Consider the following 21,662-nt stretch of genomic DNA (forward strand, 5'->3'; position numbering starts at 1 on the left):
GTAATCATTCCTTCAACATCCTCACCAAGCAACCTATTACTCTTTTACCTTTCATTATAAAATAGACATAATTCTCCGCTTTAACGTTTTTTTGATCAATCATCCTCTTTTTTTGACTTTTTTAAAAGTTAAAGACAAAAAAAGACGACTCATACATTACTTAAACGAATGAGCCGTCTTTTAGTGACAATGGATCTGCCTCTTATATTCCTATTTATTTATCAAATCATTTGCATCTGCATTTAATACTTTTTTAGCAGTTTCACTGCTGTATTTACTTAATGCTTTATTATTTAAATGGTCGACAAAGTCTTGAATATGCTTTACTGCATGATCAGGCATGCCAATGTCAATTTGATGCTGCGCTTGTTTCAGAGCATTTGATAACTGCGGGATCATTGGCCCACTTAGCTCACCTTGCGAAGTAAAGCGGTCTACTAGTTGCTTCATTGAACTTATATTGGTAGTGACATGAAAGGTAATTGGCACTTCTGAAACTATATTACCGGCCTTATCCTCTTCTGCAATAGTTGCGGTGAAGTTTCCTGGATTACCTGCCATATCTATTTCCACACTTTGTGTTTTAGAATCAACAGGATAGTTTTTTCCATCAATATGGATTGTTGCAGAAGCAATTCCAGATAAATCATCCAATGCTTTAAAGGTAAGCGGCAAATAGTCCTCAAAGCTTTCCCCATCACTAAGAACCTTTCCGTCCACAAGCAATTCAAAGTCTGGTTTAGCTTTATCAATTTTTATCGTCTGCTGTTTTGCCTCTTCTGTATTTCCTGCTTTATCAATAGAACGATACTGCAGTGTATGAGTCCCATCTTGCTTGACGACAATCGGCTCACTATAAAGAATCCAGTCTCCACTATCACCTATCCTGTATTCTGTTCGATCAATACCAGACACGTTATCTTCTCCCGCTAAAGAGACGGTGACATTTGTATTGTACCAGTTGTTTTTCCCTTCACCATCAACCTTAGCTGAAGTAACCGGTTTCGTATGATCTACTAATTCATCCACTGCCTCAATTGCATCAATTGTATAGGAACCACTAATTGTCTCTACCTGAATGGTGTGCTTTCCATATTTCAAACCTTGGATAGAATAGGAAGTGGCACGATCACCCGCAGCAGAAACACTATAATTTGTGTCTACCGCCTGACCATCAATCAATACCTTAATCTTGGATGTCCCAGTGTTACCCACTAGATTGACCCCAGTTCCGGTAAACGTATAGTTCATGATACCGCCTGGTGAACTAACAGAATTGGTTCGGTTAAAATTGCCATAGCCTGTGGAGACATTATGGCTCCATGTTCCTTGATACTGAACATGAGAATCCAAATCGTCCACACGATTAACATAAGCGGAAGATCCCTCAATCGGAACTACCTTAAGGTTGTCAAACTGAGTATGATAATATCCGCTAGTAATCCCAATTTTACCAGACATATACTGACTTGTTGTATCTGTAAAGTCTGCAATCTTGGTGCCGTCAACGTAAGCTGTGATTGTATTATCGACAACTTTGAGAGACCCATTATGCCATTTAGAGTTGTCGAAACCATTAATTGTTCCAGATAATTTCACAGTGCCGCCTTTAAGCAGCTGGTAGGAATCATCCTTAAACACCTTAAAAATATAGCCCGGATTTTCTCCGCCACTAGTAATCAGATTGCGTGCAGCGATTCCTGCATAGTTAGCACCTGTGCCCTCAGTTGCGGTATCAAGTAGGAAATCGATACTGACTTGGTAATTGGACCAACGATCATCACCAAGCACTGTATCATTACCTGGCTTAGGATTCCATTCCCCGCTGGCATGTGTGCTTTGATCAATTTGCGCCATCAACGTGTTATTGTCAGGATCGGTATTAACTTCAAAAGCCCCGCCGATATCAGTGGTGTAACGTGGTGTATATCCACGGCTTTCAAGATATCCTTGGTCACTGTTGTTTAAGACCGACTCATCTTTATATGAAGTATATTTTTCATCCTTATACTCAAAATCGTCTGTATATGGCAATGGTAAAACCTTATCATTTTTCTCATCTTGGTCAGCATCACGTTTATACTCTTTTTGACCGCTAGTTGTTGTCAACGTAACAATAGAATTAGGTTTTACAATATAGGTAAACGTATAGCTTCCGTCACCATTTTCTTTAGGTGTAATATCATCTATATGTTTCATCCAGTTAGCATCGTAAGCTTGTCCATAATCCGGACCTTTGGTTTCCCAGACTTTAAGGCTGCTTCCTGCTTTATCTAGATTTTTCACCGTAACGCTGTATTTACGCGGTACTGAACTATCGTTGGTGAAAATCATCGAATAATCATCCGTGTCAGGATCGGCAAGAGTCAGGTAATTGTTGGTCGTATTACTGATGGAGTTGGCGCCGCTCCCATCTCCAAAACTTGCACCAAGAATATACTTCCAGCCCGTCTCAGCAAAGTTCATAAAATGACGAACCATCTGAACTCCTGAATCGGAATAAGAATAGCCAGACCAAGGGCTGTCAGCATGAATTAGTTCTTTAGACGAATACTGTCCGCCGTCGTAAAATGAACCGATAGCTGGTTGAAATTCATAACGGGTCATATAGGCACTTTTGCTCTCGGATGAATAAAACATGTTAATCAAATGGTTTGCCGTATCAAGGATACCGTTGGTCCCACCCAAGCCACCTGCAGGAGTCGAAGAATTCACCCGATATTCTGAGAATGTCATCGGAGCCGTTCCCTCGCTGTACCAAACTTCCTTATGATATGTCTTATTCATCAGAATACTGTCAGCGGTTCCATAGGCATTATAGTGCATGCTAATCACATCGACTGCATTGCGCAATTCTTCATCGTTTTTCATTAATGTAGCAATTTTTATCGTAGCGTTCTCATCGGAGGCGACAATCTTAATTTTGCTATAATCATAGCGTTCATCCGTCTCACTCTTAAGGCGCTGTGAAAAATACTTAACCCAAGCCGTATCAGGTGAACCAGTTTCATTTTTATCAGGGTCGATATAGTCCATCTTTACTCCATAGGTGTCGTATACCGCATCAATCGTATTCTTGTACCATTTATAACGTGCCTGATATCCTGCAGCAGTGCTAGTTTTAAACGCATCACTCACCCATTTAGGGTCTGCCCAGCGAAGTGCGTCCACCGTGATGTTTGGATTAATCTTTTTAGCATCCGCAACAAGATGCCAATCCGCACCACGTAATACATTTGCCTTCTCATCGGCCGTTCGCATCGTAGCCGGTGTTGCCTCAGTCGAGGTATTTAAATCAGCACCTAACTCCACTTTGATATGGTTGAGTCCAGCACCTGTGGTTGGATTAAAAAGCTCGTTTAAGATTTTCTGATATTTCTTAGGATTTTCCACTTTGTAATCAAGCAGCAGACGCGAAGTTCCATTAGCTGATACCATCCCAAAGCCCTTAAAGGTGTTGGCTGGATTCTGATCTGCTTTGTTCCCGTCAACAGTAATTGGAGTAGCTTCGAGATTCTCAGTTGTTACCTTGAGAGATGAAGATTTATCTGATTCTCCTGCACCATTTTTGGCTGAGACTTCATAGTAGTAGGTGGTATCAGGTAATACGTTGCCATCTGTGAATGTATTTGCAGAAACCTCATCGATAAGCTTGTAATTACCGTTAGCGCTGTCAGACCTATACACTTGATATGTATCAGCTCCAGGTACTTGATTCCAATTAAGAACTGCTGAACCGGCCGTTACCGTTCCGGCTGCCAAATCAGTTGGAATAGCAGGTTTAACTAGCTTGGTCGTCAGTTTTACTTCTGTACTCTTTGTCGATTCATCTTCATTCCCATCAACAAAGCTCATAACATAGTAATAGGTTTTCCCCGTAACTAGTGCTGTATCAGTAAAGGATGCTTCTTTACCAGCATACACAAGCGAATAGCCGCTTCCAGAAGTAGTTGAACGATATAGATTATATCCTGCCGCCCCATTAATGCCATTCCAACTCAGTGTTGCAGCCGTGTCTGTAATATTGGCAGATGAAAGCACAGCTGGATTAGGTATCGCTTCAGTTGTTGTACATTTTATAGAATCAGTCAAAGCCGATTGACCGCTTTCGCCAATCGCTGCTATTTTGTAATAATAGTTTGTTGACGCATCTAATCCTTTATCTGTAACAGATGTCCCAGTCACATTGGATTGAACCATATCATACGGGCCAGCAGCACTCTTAGCTCGGTAGATATTATATCCAGTCGCACCAACGACAGCACTCCAGCTTAAACGTGCCGTTGTTGATGTGACTGCAGCCGCAAAGTTAGCAGGTGCCGTTGTTCCAGCTGCTGTGATCGCAGTTACCTGAATATCATCCACATAAACGGGCTGCCATTTATCTCTTATCGCTATTTTGCCGTTTGTAAACGTATCATCTGTTGCACTCATTACCAGTGTATCGACTCCGTTAGTAACGGTATAACATTGGATTGAGTTTCCTGCTACTACCATTTTCAGAGTGTACCAAGTGTTCTCTTTCGTGGTAAAATTGGCACTTTTCAAGGTGGTACTCGCCCCGTTTACTACTTTTGTTAGGACTAAACTAGACTTTTGCATTTGTAAATAGTAATAATTACTTTTGTCCTTAAAACGTGCCAAAATCCCGGGCCAAACGTTTGCCGTACTTGGCGCCCTCAAACGCATTGATACAGCATAGTCCGTCCATTTTGAACTGCCTGCACTAATGATTCCCTCGCTTGTATCTGTCTGGTTCAATACTTTATTGGTGGAATCTGCAGGGTCAGCAGAAATCTGCCAAACACCGGAATCGACTGTCCATGTAGGATTGGCAGTAAAATCTCCATCCCCAAAATCATCCTGTAAAAGATTATTAGACACCCCTGCAGTTGTTCCAGTTTCTGCATATGCAGAAAGGCCTGACGGAATAATCAAATTCGAACTAACCATGAGCGTTGCTAGAATGGAAGAAACTTTTCTTTTTCGTTTCATCTGCGAACCTCCAAAATTAATTTGATATTGACACGTAAAAGCCTTTTACAAATCTAAGAAACCTATTCTTTGTAAAAGGCTGAATCGACCCTTGAAGTAAACAAAAACTACTATTCTTAAATTTCTATCTAGCTAACCAGCCGCCATCGACAGCTAAAACATGACCATTCATATAATCGGATGCTTTACTTGCCAAAAAGACAACCACGCCTTGTAAATCTGCAGGTGTTGCCCAGCGGCCAGCAGGAATTCGCGAAGTAATTTCCACTTTACGTTTTTCGTCTTCTCGGATTGGTGCGGTATTAGCCGTTTCCACATATCCTAGAGCAATCGCGTTAATTTGGATACCGTATTCTGCCAACTCATTGGCAAATGCTTTTGTTAATCCTGCTACTGCATGTTTACTTGCTGTATATGGCGGGACAAATTTTCCGCCTTGGAATGATAACATGGAAGCCACGTTAATAATCTTGCCGCTTTTTTGTTCGGCCATTACTTTCGCGGCTTCCTGGCTTAAAAAGTAAGTAGAGTTTAAGTTAATTTCCATGACAGCATCCCAATCCTCTTGTTTATACTCAAGAAGCGGGCCGCGTCGGATCGTTCCTGCGTTGTTTACTAAAATATCAATTCTTCCATATGCCTTTAAGCAAGCGGGCACAATATCATGAATGGATTCACGATTTGATAAATCTGCCTGAAAAAATTCTACCCGTCGCCCCTCTTGTTTAATTAACTCTCTCGTTTCATCCCAATTACGGCCATGAGTAGTAATAAAGAGGTCAGCACCTGCTTTGGCAAGGGCGACGGCATATCCTTGACCCAGGCCTGTATTACCACCGGTTACGATGGCAACCTTACCTGCTAATGAGAAATAATCTAATGAAAATTGCTGCAATTCATTTTCCATGGATATCCCCTCCGAAATCTATCGTAATTCCTCCATCTTTATATGGTCCATATCATCATAAGTGATGTTTTCCCCACACATCCCCCAGATAAAGGTATAGTTACTCGTTGCTGTACCTGTATGGATTGACCAGCTCGGAGAAATAGCAGCTTGTTCATTCTTCAAGACTAAATGTCTAGTTTCGTCAGGCTGACCCATAAAGTGGAATACACGAGTATCCGGCTCCATATCAAAATACAAATAAACTTCCATACGACGTTCATGAGTATGACAAGGCATCGTATTCCACACACTGCCAGGGGATAACATCGTTAATCCCATTTGAAGCTGGCAGGACTGACAAACATTTGGATGTACATATTGATAAATCTTTCTTTCATTTAATGTCCCTGGTTCTCCCGCTTCAAGTGGTTTAATAGTTTTAATATCAATTTTTACCGTTGGATAGGTATGATGGGCTGGCGTAGAATTGATATAAAATTTGGCAGGATCTTTTGGATCTTTAGAGCGGAACAATACTTGTTCTGTTCCCTTCCCGACATATAAACCATCACGACGCTCCATATCATATTCAATTCCATCAAGAACAACAGAACCGGCTCCACCGATATTAATGATTCCCAGTTCACGGCGTTCAAGGAAGTAATTCACGCCTAGTTCTTTATCCAATTTAATCGTTAATTCATTTTGGGCTGGAGTAACTCCGCCAAAAATCATCCGGTCTACATGGGTATAAGTTAAATGAACCTTTCCTGGTTCAAAAATGGTTTCCACAAGGAAGTCATTCCTTAATTCTTCGGTCGTATATCTTTTAATTTCTCGCGGATGATTGGCATAACGTGTTTCCATTGTTTTATTCTCCTTTTTGTTTGATGTTTTAGGTTGACATGATTGTCCCGGGGTTCGATGATGACCATTTCCCCTCGGAAAACCAGAGAAAATTGTCTTCATCAGGCCGATGATGGCCACTTCCCCTCAGAAAACTAAAGAAAATTGTCTTCATCAAGCCGATGATGACCACTTCCCCTCAGAAAACTAAAGAAAATTGTCTTCATAGTAAACTCTTCGGAATGGAAACCTCATCATATCCCACAGATAGGATTATTTGATTTTCTTCTATCCTACAGCTTGGTGCAGGAATCGCATCATCCACAAACGTTCCATAAAATCCATGGATGAGTAGATGCTCGCCTTTTTCTACTTTAGCCTTTGCCGTTGGGATATAGGTTTGATCCTTCATGATGTTGGAATTCGGTTCACCAAATACATATTCCAGTTCCGAATGATGGCTAAAATCAATCACACCAACCTGATGTTCATCATTCGACACCTTCATTTGATTGGATTCAGTCACCATTTTTTTCTGCATATGAACCCCATCTATATCAAAACCCAGCGCAAAGCTTCCATCTGCAAGATAAATCGTCTTATCTGTTTCAATCCTATGGATCCGGAAATGAAAAGGCGTAAATGGAACAATAATACTTCTAATTTTTACCCCTGCGTAAGGGTGCCAGTTTGTTAGTAAATAATCTTCTGTAACTTGATATTCCGATTTTTCATAGCGCATTTTGTAGTATCTTTCAGGGTCTAAGCTAACTGCAAGAGTATTATCAAATGCCCCTTGCCTTAAATTCAATTGACCTTTAGACACGCTAAATCCAAACACACTTGAATAAACGAACTTTTCATATTTCGCATCACAATGGGTATGTGGTTCACAATGTAATCCAGCCGTATACAATTGAACTTGTCTATTGTTCTGATCCCGTGTCACTAAGAATCGCGCTGGAGTAATTAGCTTTTTGCTAGGAAGTTCTGGTGACTTTTCTGGAATGGCCCAAAATGGATGTTCTTCAGGCAATCCCAATAACAAAAACGTCTTCAATGCCCAATAAGGGGAACCAAACGCATTATATCCTTCCGTAAACACTTGATTTCGATAGTAATAGCCCACTGTCAGCAAACCATCATGACTAAAAATGGATTGTTTCATCCAATGCTTTAAGTGTTCGACAACCAGCCATTTCATTTCTGAATATGGAAGGACTTCAATTTCTGCAAAAATAGCTGCACTAAAAAATGCTACCTGGGCAAAACGATAGGTCATACTCCGTCCAAATGGGACGGCAGCACCCTGTCCATCAAAGAAGCAGGCAAACGATTGGGCGAATTCTTTGGAGCGTTCTACAAAAATTCTTGCATGTGGGTCATCTTCAGTTGCTGTTTTTGCGTAAACCAAACCGTAGAAGTGGATCGCAAAAGGAACATAATAGTCTATTTGATCAGGGTATCCGTCTACATACCATCCTTCTGCACGGTAAAAGGAATCGATCGCTTCCAAGTCGTCTTTTAGTCGCTTCTCATCAAAGGCGAAGCCATTGAGACGAAAACCATGGTTCACTAAAACTCGGAAAAAGAGCCAGTTATTACGCGGAATATCCCGTTCATTGATTTGATATAACCATGCATGCAGCTGGCTTTGTTCTTTTTTATTAAAGTAACTTAACCATTTTTCTCCACAAATGCATAAAGCTAATCCAATCACAGCCATCTCAACAAGACGTTGGTCATAATGATGTGCTTCCCCGAAATAATGTGGATGGTCTGGATCGATACCTTCTTTCAGTCTAGCAATATATCTTTTGAGAACCTTATACTCTGTTCCCCCGGCAAGCATCGGAACAATTCCCCAGAGTGGTCGAAATAAGGCTTCCATTTGACGGGTGGTTTCACTGTAATGCGTACCACCCGTGTCAAACTTCAAGCCAGGACCTTCACGGTCAAAATGCGTGATTAATGGATCTACCAATTTTTCTAAAAGATCTACTAACTCTTTTCTGCTCGTTCTCTTTATCGTTTCAATATGATTCATCTATTTCACCATCCAACCAGGTTACCTTGAAAGCAAATTCACGGTGATTGTTATTCTGAGATATGAAAATGATTGTGTAGACCGCTTCATTTTCATTAAAATGGTTTTTTATGTCTAACTCTTCAAGTTCAACCATAAATAATTCCTTATCAAAATGGAGAGCCCATTGTCCATGATTCCAAGAGATGGTCCCTGATTGAATTTCCGGCTTTGTCCTCGTTATAAAGTGGGTTTCATAGGGAATTGGCTCCGTAAAAACATCCTCTATGGTTAATTCCCGTTCATCAGGCAATATTGTGAAGGAACGCGTGAATGAACGAGCCCTTGTATTCGGATAAGCATCATGAAGATCAAATAGCACAAAAAATTTATGCGGCTCCTGATTAATTTCTACAATCGCAGCTTTATAGTCTGAGCCTTCCCTTTGCTCCTCTTTATCTAAGTACGGAACCGAATGATAATACGATCTTGCATGGGCAAATTCATATCTTTTCTCACCAAAATAATCACCTGTATAAACCGGCGCACCTAAATCATCAAAAATTAATCCCTTGGCATCACCCAAAATAAAATGGCCTAAATCGTTGTGATTATGAGATTCACCATTATGACCGCCTTTTGCAGCAAAATAGAGATTGGATCGTTTAACAATTACCCAGTTAGCATCATCGAGAATAAACTCGCCATTTAAGTCTTGATAGGAATCGGTTACTTCCTCATTGCTCCACCACAAAATCCTGCTCAGATGCCCCCAGCGATAACAGTGATCAAAGTGGAAATTCGTCACTGCCCTTTCTTTTGCAGGGACAATACCAAACTTTGTATAAAAGAAAGCATTCAGGCTAGAAGGAATAGTTACTTCCTCTGGTGAATCCGAGAAAGGGAGATAGTTTCCTGAAGGCATCATTGCTTTTAATGGAAACGTCACAATGTTCTTCCACTTTGGAGTGGTAAATAAATTTTTTCCTTCAACCTGCTCATACATATCCGCAAAATAAGTGTAATAACCAACACCATAAACCCAGTAGCCCATGCCTTCCACACAGGCGCCATCATCTCCATACCCTTGTAGAAAACATTCCATTGCTTCTTCTACTCTTTGTAAAATGCGGCCGCGTCTCTCCTGGTCCTCCTCTAGGATCAAGGCTGCCATTCCAATCGAACCGGCACAAATGGCACTCCAATTATTGGTTAGTTTCTCAAACTTCCATTCCTTACTGGCAAATGGAGTTAATACCCTTTTTTCAATTTCTGTTTTGATGATATCAAGTAAGGCCGCGTGTAATTTGTCTTTAAAAAGAACCGTACATTCTGCTAGGAAATGAGCTGTTTCCGCTGCAAATAAATCAACCGTCTCATAGGCATCTATATATCTCGTCTTATCCTCACTCATGGGAATATGAGCCGGTAATGCCCAGCTATATTCCTGACAGATGGTGAAGAGAATCTCCTCAAACAGCTGAAATTTCTCTTCACTCTGTCCCCATTGCAAATAAAGGGCTAGAGAAGCGGCATCTCTTCTGCGCTTAAAATATACATCCTCTAACAGTTTTCGATTTCCATTTTCTAAATAGGCCAGATAACCTTCTAACTTAGGTAATAGGAGAGACCCACTACTAGTCAATTGCCCAATATGTTGTTCTACTTGATTTTGGAAAGGTTTCGTATAATTTTTATTAACACTATAGTTAAAGAAATACTCCTCAACAGTTATCAATTTGCGGCACTTCCTTTAACAAAATTCCCTTTTATGTTCCCTTCATTTCGAAAAATCAATGAACTATTACGCACAATCAAGAAAAAAATGACACTTGGTAATAACATGAAGGCAAAAACAGGTTTTATTAATAAAATGAAGATAAAAAAGCTAGCCAAGATCGTATTTAAAAAGGTAATAAAAAACTTTTTAATAGAATAATAGAATGATAAGATGAAAAGCGTTTTTAATGTATGTTTCGTTTGCGTCATAATGACTAGGCCACAAATCACCATATTTAACAAAAGGATGGATAGGATGATAAATAAGGGGGAAACGAGAGCAAATACTGATTTATCCATAAACACCGCTATATCCATCGCTAAAATGAATAGCAGTGCCAAGGTGATCGACCATAAACGCATCGACTCTGAGAACTTCCCCTTATAGAAATGCCAATAATCTTTTGTCACACTAATATCTTTTTCTACCGCTAATTTATTAAGAGATGTGATTAATGCGGCTAACGCAGGTCCCATTGGTATCAGAGTAATAAAGTAATAGATCATATTTGATGGAACAAATTGTAATGTTGACAGAGCCAGAATAAAAGGTATATTCGCAATGGCAAAATACAAATTAAACATCAAAAACCAATATCCATAATTAAAAACGGCAGTATATTGGAAATGTGACAGGTTCATTCGAAACATTAAGATCAGCCTTTCATACCAGTCGTTGCAATTCCTTCAATAATATATCTTTGAGCAAAGATGAAGATGATCGTAATTGGAATAATCGATACTAACGATGCAGCCATAATCAGTGCATATTGTGCATCATACAAAGTGACAAACATCCGTAAACCTAACTGAATCGTTTTGACTTCTGTTGAATTTAAGTAAATAAATGGCCCCATATAATCGTTCCAAGTATTAACGAAGGTTAAAACGATTAGGGTAGTAAGAGCTGGTTTAGATAGTGGCAAGATGATTTTGAAGTAGATGCCATACTCGTTCAATCCATCTACACGGGCCGCTTCGCTTAATTCTTCGGGAATACTCATATAGAACTGTCTCATCAAGAAGACACCAAATGCACTAAATGCTTGTAATAGGACCAGTGACCATAATGTATCGGTTAAGTGCACTTCTCGCATCATGATAAACTGTGGAATCATATAAGCTTGCCACGGTACTGCAATCGTCCCAATATACGCTAAGAAAAGTGCATTTCTCCCTTTAAATCTCATCTTCGAAAAACCATAGGCTGCAAAACTACTAGTCAGTACTTGTATAAAGGTAACGACCACACTTAAAAAGATGGTATTTTTAAAGAATGTTAAGAGCGGGATTTGATGCCAGATTTCCACAAAGTTATTCCATTGTGGCTTAGTAGGTATCCATTGGATCGGGATACTGAATACCTGATTATCTTGTTTTAATGAGGATGAAATCATCCAGAAAAAAGGAATCAACACCAATAGAGACAAAAGAAGTAAAAAGATATAAGTGATTGTATTTCCTATTTTTTTCTTCGTACTTTGAGACAATCTAGAGCTTTTTGCTGTTGCGTCTACAGGGCTTTTTGCTGTTGCATCCAATGTATTCCCTCCCTAATAGTCCGTTTTCTTTTCTTGAATTCGGAATTGAACAATGGTGATTCCTAAGACAATAATGAATAATACCAACGAGATAGCAGAAGCATAACCAAAATCATAATTAACAAATGCTTCATTATAAATGAGGTAAACCAATACATTGGTAGCACGGCCTGGTCCACCCATTGTCATGACTTGAATCAAATCGAATACTTTAAAACTAGAAATGGTTAACATAATTAATACTAAGAACGTGGTCGGAGCAAGCATTGGCAAAGTTACATGCCTAAATTCATGCCATGCATTCGCACCATCTATTTTCGCAGCTTCGTATAATTCTTTCGGTATACTCTGCAATCCAGCTAAATAAAGGACCATATAGTAGCCCATTCCACGCCAAACACTGACAATAATAATCGCTGGCATCGCCCATTTTGACGAAGAAGTCCAGCCTGGAGGATGGTCAATCCCCATCCATCGTAAAAATTCATTGATTAGTCCCATATCTGGGTGAAATAACATATTCCATACAACCGCAATAGCTACTAACGATGTAACATACGGGAAAAAGATGGCTGCACGAAATGTGCCGATTCCGCGGATTTTTTTATTGAGTAGGATCGCTAAAAGTAATGAACAGATTAACGTCAACGGAACGGTGCCGATGGTGTAGTAAACCGTATTCCAGAGAGAAATCCAAAAGGTCTTGTCATGAATCATCGTTTTAAAATTTTCTAATCCTATAAACACAGGGGCCGAGAAGGCATCCCATTTCATAAAAGCGATCACGAAGGAAGCAATAACAGGGATTAATGTAAAAATAAAGAATCCAAGAAAATTGGGGGTAATAAAGGACCAAGCAACTAATGTATTTATTCTTTTCCGTTTCTTTTCGGATACAATTTTAATTTTAGGAGCATTAACTACCACGTTTGTATTTGGATTACTCATATTGTCCCACCCGTTTTATTTGGCGGTTCTCTCCTTTCAGTAGAGGCATTTAAAAATGGGACAAAAGCTAAGATTTACTAGTCTGCCATAAACCTATTTGCTTATGTCCCATCCATGGTTAATCTACTACTTCAAAACCTCAGATTTAACACGTTCACCCATTTCTTTAATTCCTTTGTCAATGCTGTTTTCACCAATCATGATTAAGTCATGTTCTTCATTTAATACTTGGTCAATTGCAGCAGAGTTTTTGTTCATTGGCATTTCAATATTTACAAAATCAGGGCTAAATGCTTTCTTAGAAAGTTCATCATTTGGCATTCCGGCAAGATTAAAGTAAATATTATTAATCTCCTCTGTACGATAAGCAGGTACGACGCCAACCCCAGCAACAACTTTGGCACCTTCTTCACCTGAAGCCCATTTAACAAATTTTTCAGCTTCTTTACTATGCGCAGCATTCTTATTTACTGCGAATGCTGTTGGAGAGCCCCATGATTTAACTTCACCCTTTGCTGTTTGTGGCAGCGGAGCAATCGCCCAATCCACATTTGTTTTACCAGCGTTTTTGGAATTAAGAACACCAGCCATATACCAAGTACCCATTGGTAGCATCGCCGCTTTTTCTGTTTCAAATTGTGATGCATAAGTAGTGTTCGTTGATTTAGCTGTTCCATAATCTAGTACACTCTTATCATCCTGCATCCCTCTGAAAACTTTATACATATTGGCTAAGAAGCTATAGTCTCCTTTAATGATTGCATCGGGCTTACCTACTTCTTGAGCCGCTGCAGTAGCATTAGTAATAGATCTCCATACATGGTTATAGGCACCATATACTTTTGTATCACCAGAGCCAGAAGTTAATTTCTTTGCTGTTTCCTTATACTCATCCCAGGTTAAATTCTCAGGATATTTTACACCTGCTTGGTCAAATAGTTTTTTGTTGTAATAAAGTACCCAAAAGTCATTCCGATATGGTAAGGCAAAAATTTTTCCTTGATCATCTTTCATATAATCCAATGTTCCTAGATATTTCTCTCCATCTAAACTCTTTGCGTATTCAGTCATGTCTTTTAGTTGACCGCGGTAAGCATAGTTAGAATAGCCAATCAGGTTTTTCATCGTTAAGATATCTGAATCATCATTACCAGCTAACATGGTTGTTAATTTTTGATCATATTGTGCTGCTTCAATATCAACTGGCTCGATTTTTACATTTGGATTTGCTTTTTCATAGGCTTCAAATAATGCTTTAAATTCAGGTGTCGTATCATAGTTCCATACCGTGACTTTCAGGGTAGTTTTTCCATCCTTCGTTTCCTTGGATGCTGTTTTATCAGAACTGCACCCCACCATTACGCTACTAAGAATAAGAATGAACATTAATATTAAGGCGAGATTCTTTTTCATCATTTACCCCCACTTTTTTTATTCATTTACTTTGTAACAGTGCTGCACTAATAGCTAAATCATTTGTCTGAGCTAAACTGATCAACTCCTTTTTAAGGATTAATTACTGAAAGCCTTTACAAGTTAAAGATTATCAAATTATCTTGTCCATACTATAAGACTAATTTTACCGGTTATATGAATATTTTGACTTTTATGCAAAAAAGGAACTTTGTCTTTCCCAATCCTGGGAATAGACAAAGTTCCTTTTAAAGAGAAGCCACGGGGGCGGTTCGAGAGCCAGAAAAAGGAGACCTCGAATCTGCACACCGGTAATAAAAAAATAAAAAAACTAGTAAATTCGTAAATTCCTTTCTCTATTTTTCGCATAAATTAATATTAAAATATTACTAAAATCAAACTCTAACACGTGGAAGTTTAGGACAATCCTTAGTTTGAACTGCTGCTCTTAATTTTTATTAATCAAACTAAAATCAATATCTATTTAGGAGGTGATAGGTTGGACCAACAATGCAATCAACCTTGTGAAGACCACATTTTTTGTGTACACTGCGGACTTCCAATTGACCAAGATGAACCTTATTTCATTTATATAGAAAAGAATTTAAATGGTCATAATGTTTATTGCTGCGATGAATGTTCTTAATGATAAGACTGCGCATTACAGTCTTTTTTTTATCATCTTGTTTTTAAACTAATTACATAAATACTTATTAATCTAATTAAGCCATCTCACCAGTTAGTTGACCAAGATCAGAAAAAGCCGCCAATAATGACAGCCGGACCTGTAACTCTCGTACTCATTAGTTCAATAAGAAAGGAAAGCTCTCTACAATCCTATCCTTTTAGATCGTCCTCAGTTTATCGAACAACCATACAAGATGATTGTATTTACCATAGGATTGTATTTGATCTCTCTCGATTAGGATACGTTCCAATGCAATCATGTCGTCGCCGAACCCGGTATTTTGAACTAGGTTAACAGGGGGACGGTTTTCTGCAATATTTATACGAATTTGAAGAAGTAATGTTATGATTGCTTGGTTAAATTCATGAAACTCATAAGGAAAACTTGCAGTAAGGGATTGATGTTCTAATATAATCTTTTCCATGAGTCCATAATCCGTCGGATGAATAGAGTGTAGAGCTCTAATGGATACATCAAGAACCGGATGCTTTTGTTGAAACAACAGTCGATTTAAGTTCATATCCTCCTCCTTCGTTTTCGACGGCGGATGTTCTTGATGATAGGTTCCTAAATCATCTTCGATAATAAAATTAGCATTTGCCTTATATAATCTATAGGCAAACTCAGCATCCTCGGGTCCCCATCCTTTAAAATTCTCCTCATAGCCGCCGACTTGCACCATAAAACTTCTTTTAATAGATAGAAAACCTAAGCAAGCCATCCAACGCAATGGGCTGTTATATGAATGTTCCCTAAGGTATTTTAATAAATGATGAGCATAACTTCTGTATTTTACAATCGAGCATAAATTTTTTATATCGTCAATATCCTCTCTCTTAACCACTTGTTGGGGTTCTTCTAAAAGCCTGATATGATTCGTTAAGCTACTAAGTGTCTGTTCTTGCGATATCCCCTCTTTAAGGCGTTGATTGAAGAGAGAATTTTTCTCGCTCCACTTATAAATCGCGTTGATTTGATTATCAGTAAAATCCGGGGATAAAAAAGAATAAATGCGCCCCCGCTTGCTTCCTGCAATAACAACGGATTTATCGTGAGTTAGATGATGCTCGCGGTTAAGGGTAACATAGTTAGGGGAAACGATGGTTTCTGCATCCAAAATGATAATAATCTCTCCCCTCGCATGCCTAAGTCCGATATTTCTTGAAGCAGCAACTCCAACATTAGTACGATTACGAATATATTGAAAATGGTAGGGAGGACAGTATTCTTTAATTTTGGGGGTCTGGTCGGTAGAGGCATCATCAATCAATATCACTTCCATTTTGGATAAATCAAAGCACTGTTTCTCCAACGCATAAAGACTAAGCAGATTAAGGGGATAGCGGTTATATGAAGGCATGATGATCGTCACTTCAATTTCCATGTTTTCACTTTTTCCTCCTTGTGAGCCTATAGTTTCGAACAATTAAGGCGGTTCGGCTTGAATTGTTCCATTTTTTTATTACTAGTATTTAACGAAAGATATACCGACATTAATTAATAGGATGAAAAGCACCACGATGAGCAAAATTAACACCATATCTATCTGATATCGTATATCACCACCTTACTTGAGAGATAGTACATCGTATGTCAGAACAATAAACCTCGAATTGGACAAGAACAAAACTTTACATTTACTTAACATAAAAAAAATATTAGCTTGCTGCACACAAACTCGGAGGACCATTTCTGTGGTGTTGTGGGAAGTGGCAGATAAATGGCTGAAAGTTGCCGATATATTTTAAAAGCGGCCGATATATCCGAAAAGTGGCTGATAAAATGAAAAAGTGGCTGATAAACTTCCACAACCGGCTGATAAAATCTCCAAGCTAGTAAATCAAGCAGCCATCCTTCCGAAATAGTAACTAAAAAAGGCTCCATCTCTGTGATGGAAGCCTAAGATTTTTTTAGTATCCTACTATTGTTAACTTTTTCTATCTTTTCGTTAATATTTCAAGTTATTTAATTAGGCTTTTTGATAAATAGCGACAATACAACATTAATCACTGCTAATATTAAACTAATCGTAAACACGAGGGATGATCCCGCTGCAGCCGCTTGTGCCGGTTCATTCACAACAGCTATATGACTAGCCTGTTTGGCTGAATAAATTGATACCAATACCGCAATACCGATAGCTCCAGCAACTTGTTGAAGTGTTTGAGTAATTGCAATTCCATCAGGATAGTATTGTTTCGGAAGCGAATTAAGCGTGTTCGTTTGTACAGAAGCAAGCACCGCTCCGATCCCTAACATCATGACAATATGTGTGACCACGATCATCCATATAGCCGTGTCTGACCCAAATTGTGAATAGAATACATAACCAATCGCGACTAAAATAGTCCCAGGTGTAATGACTGCTTTCGGACCATATTTATCAAATAAGCGGCCAATCGTTGGAGCTAATATACAATTCAGCAAGCTGCCCGGCAGCAGGATAAGGCCCGTTGTAAAAGCAGCAATGAGCAGCGCCATTTGCATATACATCGGTAAGATAACGAGCATGGACAACATATTAAAGAACGTAATGAATGTCATAAAGACACCTAGAACGAATAGAGGGTACTTGAATGCTATTAGATTTAGCATCGGCGCCTCCATTTTTGTCTGACGGATTGCAAAAATAATCAGTGCAGCAAATCCAATGATGATTGATCCAAGGACAGTTGTACTCGTCCAACCGGCATCACCAGAAACACTGAATCCATAGACAACCCCACCGAATCCAATCGTCGAAAGAACAACCGACACGGCATCAATTGAAACCTTACGAACCTCATTAACATTTGGTAAATAGAAGATCCCGAACATAAGAGAGAACAATAAAAACGGTAAGGTAACCCAGAAAATCCAATGCCATGATAATGTATCTAAAATAAGCCCGGCAATGGTTGGACCTAAGGCTGGTCCAGCTAACATAACTAAGCCCATAACTCCCATTGCGCCGCCTCGTTTATTGGGAGGGAAGATGGTGAAAATAACATTTTGCGTTAACGGTAGAGCAATCGCTAACCCCGCTGCCTGGATCACACGTGCCGCCAATAACAGACTAAATACAGGTGCAACTGCGGCTAAAATGGTCCCGATCAGGGATAGTGAGATAGACGTCATAAACATTTGACGGGTGGTAAATTTTTGCATCAAAATACCGGTTACCGGTACTAAAATACCTAATGTTAAGAAATATCCTGTCGCTAACCAGCCGATCGTCGTTGCATTCACACTAAATATTTGACTTAAGTCTCCTAAGGCAATATTTAAGGCTGTTTCACTAAAAAGTCCGACAAAGCCTGCCACAAAAAGAGCAGCCATAATCGGACCCGTTTTAATTTGTTTTCTCACCATTGCATCTGCATGGATACTTTGAGCTGTATTCATTTGTAGACTCACTTATTAAAAACTCCTTTAATTTAAAATTTCGTTTACCCTTTGTTTCTTACCTACTTGCTGAAATCGATTGATGATCAGCACATGGTACCTATCAGTAGTACACCCCCTGTTACTACCAGCCTGCTAACTATATCAGAAATTTTTTCATAATGTCAACCTAGTTGACGAATTATTTTTTCGATGTTATTATCAACTTAGTTGACAGTCATATATTGGGGAGTGAACAAATTCGCCCAAAAGAAAAACCCCCGCTTCGTTCATTTATTTGAACAAAGCAGGGGTTTTTTGCTTCCATCGGCTTTTAAATTTCCCAATCTAATTTTAACAGGTCTTTCAGCATAGTTACTTGCTCCATCCCTATTTTTTCTGCAATTTTATTTTCAAGCTGAGCTTTAAGGGCGGAATTTTTTTCGTAGCATTCTTCGCCTAAAGCGGTTAACTGTATACACTTTTCTTTTTTGTTGTTTTCAACATTTTTGATTTCAACTAATCCTTTTTCAGAAAGCTTTTGAATAAACTTATGGATCGCCTGACGAGAAATTTCTACATTTTTTGTCACATAGGAAATGCTAGGCTGTTTTTTATAAATCCTAGCCATGATATACCATTCGGAATTGGAAATATAAATCTCACTTTGGTCGTTCCATGCTTTCTCCGCGATTTTCCGGACCAAACTATGGCGTTCACTTAGTAGGTCGATAAGGTCTAAATGTTGTAATTCAGAGTTCGAAATCAAACGATTCACTCCAATCATCATCTTCGCCACCTACTATACAAAAACAGGGATTGGTTGTCAATTTGGTTTACTATGAATCGCTTAATTAACTTCAATTTTATTATTGTTCAAAGAAATCAGTTGATACCCAGTATTTTAGAAAAATGTATGGAATATCTTCGACGATTATTTAGAAATTATTTGCATTTCTAATATGGTTCAAAAAGGGGAAATTATTAATGCACCAAATAAAAGGAGGGTACTAATGGTCTATCTAAAAGCTATGCTAATAGGCTTGCTAACATTTTCATTTTTGTTCAGTGTTCCCTCTGCACAAGCAGCTCCGTCTGAAAATGAGATAAACCAATATATAGCCGAAATAGGATGGACGAAACAAGAATTCCTGGAGTATATTGATTACTACGAAATCCCTTTAGATGAATATACAATGCTAAGCCTAAAAGAGCTCCTGGGTCCCCCGATTAACCCGAATAATTTTCAGGGATTGTTAACAAAATATAAATTAACTGAAAAAGAATTAAATACTCTAATGGATCATTTTGGAGACTCCGTAAATAAATATAAGTTCATCAACGATTTGGATTCGACTGTTGAATTTTATATTGAAGCCGATAAAGATATGGCGGACGTTGAAAAAGCAATATCGGATATGGGCATAACGGAGTCAGAAGTAGAAAGACTTTTCAACTATTTAGCAGCAGTGGAAGAAAAAAATAAAGACCAACTAGACCAAATGGCAACAAACGATACATTGTGGGAAAATTTAATGACGGTAGAAGATCCTTCCCAACTAAGCGATGAAGATCTTGATGAGATGGTTCGATTATTAGAACAAACCATTGCACTGTATGAAGTTAAAGTGAACTTTAAAGCCGATGGTAAGGCTGTAACTTTAAAGGATTTACTAAAAATGAAAGAACCTCCAGGTACTTTATCTGGCAGTGTCTATAGTACTTCAGGGGAACTACTCATCGATTTTAACATCCCTAGAGAGTATTTTGAATCGATGGAAGCTATTGTAGATGGGGAAGACATGATTCATTTAGGTGAGATTTCAGATGATTATGTAGACCATATGCATGAAGAGAAATATGAAGATGCTCGAAAGGGTTTAAAATAATTATTTAGAATGAAAATAAAGCCTTTCTCATTTAAAGTGAGAACGGCTTTATTTTCATTTTTTACTATTTGCGTGCTTTAAGAACAGTGCAAATAGTCATCTTTTAGAATTCACTTACAACTTTTTTCAAATCTGCCAAATAAGCCTTTTTCCCTTTCATAAGTAAAAGAAGTGATCCTCTGCAGCTAATAGAATCAGCTTGAATCGTTTTTTTCTCTTCATCGATTAGTGTTATGGAGGCCTTTCTTGCAAATCTGTTACCATGAAGCATCTTATATAGGATATACTTATCATGTTTGCTATACCCTCCCCTAAACAGAACGTAATCTTCATACACGATAAAGCCATCTGAACCCTCTACATTGGGTTTAAAATAATCAATATTGCCTTTGTAATACCTTGCTAACTCAAAATCAGTATAGTAATAAAACCATACTTCCTCATCAGACACCACATTAAGCGCATAACAGTCACTAATGAAGTGGGGGTCTATATTTGGATACTTATACTGTTCGTTACCGTCGGAATCCCATGCTCTAAGTCCATAGCTTCCAATCGGTTGGTTCCAGCCATTGTTTCCGAAAATACCTTCATCGAAATAAGAAGTCCAGATGTTGTTCCCTTGTGTGACATACAAGTTTTGAATCCCATCTCCAAGCAGGAATGCACTTACTTGGTTTCCACTCATATCAAAAACTCTAGCATTTCGATCAAAATCCCCATTTTCATATAAATGCGAACGCGCACAAACCAACACAATCTGATCATTGTCCATGGGTTGAATATAATGGTAATTCCATTTTTGGTTCTTTAGGATTACTTCTTTTTTGTGCCCTTTGTTGAGGATGATAGCTTTATATTCATGCCGATCCGCTGTTTGTACTGGCGGGAACATCCCATCTATATATTCAGGCACTTTATTCACCGCAAGTATACAAATTTCACCCCTTGGTCCAATAGAGGAGTCAATAATGGTATATCCGTTAAGGTCACCTTCAAAATCATAGGTTAGCTCTACTTGGTGTTTTATGGTTTTCTTTAGCATGGTTTCACCTCTTTCCTTCCCTTAAAAATTCGCTCCTTTTTTCGATTCCCCTTTTTTCAGATGTGGTGGAACCCGTTCGGTTGTTTATCTGACGGAACTTTTCATTTTTCCTGCTTCACGGTCACATAGAACCTCGCTACGTTACCGTACTTTTCGTTTTTCCCGCTTCAAGGTTACATAGAACCTCGCTACGTTACCGTACTCTTCCTTTCTCCTGCTTTACGGTTACATAGAACCTCT

General features: G+C 38.7%; 15 protein-coding genes. 1 reads left to right on the top strand and 14 read right to left on the bottom strand.

All coding sequences use genetic code 11. The features are described from left to right. Positions 1–210 precede the first annotated feature (210 nt). The 13 genes from V7659_RS07080 to V7659_RS07135 form a co-directional block, all read right to left on the bottom strand. Positions 211–4,995: an OmpL47-type beta-barrel domain-containing protein gene (locus tag V7659_RS07080; RefSeq protein ID WP_335452758.1), complete on the bottom strand. Its 4,785-nt coding sequence runs from the start codon at positions 4,993–4,995 to the stop codon at positions 211–213. A 124-nt stretch (positions 4,996–5,119) separates the two neighbouring features. Beyond that, on the bottom strand, positions 5,120–5,902 hold the full coding sequence (gene kduD / locus V7659_RS07085) for a 2-dehydro-3-deoxy-D-gluconate 5-dehydrogenase KduD (RefSeq protein ID WP_335539043.1): 783 nt from the start codon (positions 5,900–5,902) through the stop codon (positions 5,120–5,122). 18 nt (positions 5,903–5,920) lie between these two features. Then, complete coding sequence (kduI, locus tag V7659_RS07090) at positions 5,921–6,751, bottom strand: 5-dehydro-4-deoxy-D-glucuronate isomerase (RefSeq protein ID WP_335452764.1); 831 nt, start codon at positions 6,749–6,751, stop codon at positions 5,921–5,923. Positions 6,752–6,953: 202 nt separating this feature from the next. After that, positions 6,954–8,777, bottom strand: coding sequence for a DUF2264 domain-containing protein (locus V7659_RS07095; RefSeq protein ID WP_335452767.1), 1,824 nt, complete (start codon positions 8,775–8,777; stop codon positions 6,954–6,956). Continuing rightward, positions 8,764–10,494, bottom strand: coding sequence for a heparinase II/III domain-containing protein (locus V7659_RS07100; RefSeq protein WP_335452770.1), 1,731 nt, complete (start codon positions 10,492–10,494; stop codon positions 8,764–8,766). The genes V7659_RS07095 and V7659_RS07100 overlap by 14 nt, the downstream gene beginning before the upstream one ends. Beyond that, positions 10,491–11,120 carry a YesL family protein gene (locus V7659_RS07105; RefSeq protein WP_335452773.1) on the bottom strand — a complete coding sequence of 210 codons (630 nt, stop codon included), beginning with the start codon at positions 11,118–11,120 and terminating at the stop codon, positions 10,491–10,493. Before V7659_RS07105 ends, V7659_RS07100 begins: the two co-directional genes overlap by 4 nt. A gap of 71 nt (positions 11,121–11,191) precedes the next feature. Beyond that, positions 11,192–12,076: a carbohydrate ABC transporter permease gene (locus V7659_RS07110; RefSeq protein ID WP_335452776.1), complete on the bottom strand. Its 885-nt coding sequence runs from the start codon at positions 12,074–12,076 to the stop codon at positions 11,192–11,194. A 12-nt stretch (positions 12,077–12,088) separates the two neighbouring features. Continuing rightward, positions 12,089–13,024 (bottom strand): carbohydrate ABC transporter permease, encoded by a 936-nt coding sequence (locus V7659_RS07115; RefSeq protein ID WP_335452779.1) that lies wholly within the window; start codon positions 13,022–13,024, stop codon positions 12,089–12,091. Positions 13,025–13,150: 126 nt separating this feature from the next. Then, positions 13,151–14,440 carry an ABC transporter substrate-binding protein gene (locus tag V7659_RS07120; RefSeq protein ID WP_335452782.1) on the bottom strand — a complete coding sequence of 430 codons (1,290 nt, stop codon included), beginning with the start codon at positions 14,438–14,440 and terminating at the stop codon, positions 13,151–13,153. Positions 14,441–15,282: 842 nt separating this feature from the next. Then, a complete protein-coding gene (locus V7659_RS07125) occupies positions 15,283–16,509 on the bottom strand; it encodes a glycosyltransferase family 2 protein (protein WP_335539045.1) in 1,227 nt (408 codons plus the stop codon). 81 nt (positions 16,510–16,590) lie between these two features. Next, on the bottom strand, positions 16,591–16,665 hold the full coding sequence (locus V7659_RS32070; protein ID WP_420491242.1) for a YjcZ family sporulation protein: 75 nt from the start codon (positions 16,663–16,665) through the stop codon (positions 16,591–16,593). A 425-nt stretch (positions 16,666–17,090) separates the two neighbouring features. Next, a complete protein-coding gene (locus V7659_RS07130; protein ID WP_420491243.1) occupies positions 17,091–18,509 on the bottom strand; it encodes a DHA2 family efflux MFS transporter permease subunit in 1,419 nt (472 codons plus the stop codon). Between the two features lie 313 nt (positions 18,510–18,822). Then, entirely contained in the window at positions 18,823–19,275 is a 453-nt protein-coding gene (locus V7659_RS07135; protein ID WP_335452831.1) for a MarR family winged helix-turn-helix transcriptional regulator, read from the bottom strand. Between the two features lie 226 nt (positions 19,276–19,501). Here V7659_RS07135 and V7659_RS07140 point away from each other — a divergent pair, with 226 nt between their 5' ends. After that, on the top strand, positions 19,502–20,377 hold the full coding sequence (locus V7659_RS07140) for a processed acidic surface protein (protein ID WP_335452788.1): 876 nt from the start codon (positions 19,502–19,504) through the stop codon (positions 20,375–20,377). A gap of 103 nt (positions 20,378–20,480) precedes the next feature. Here the strand turns inward: V7659_RS07140 and V7659_RS07145 are convergent, their stop codons facing one another. After that, positions 20,481–21,422: a hypothetical protein gene (locus V7659_RS07145; RefSeq protein WP_335452791.1), complete on the bottom strand. Its 942-nt coding sequence runs from the start codon at positions 21,420–21,422 to the stop codon at positions 20,481–20,483. Positions 21,423–21,662 lie beyond the last annotated feature (240 nt).

Origin of the sequence: Neobacillus drentensis (genome assembly GCF_036966985.1) — a bacterium.
In the GTDB taxonomy this organism is placed as follows: Bacteria; Bacillota; Bacilli; order Bacillales; family Cytobacillaceae; genus Neobacillus; species Neobacillus drentensis_E.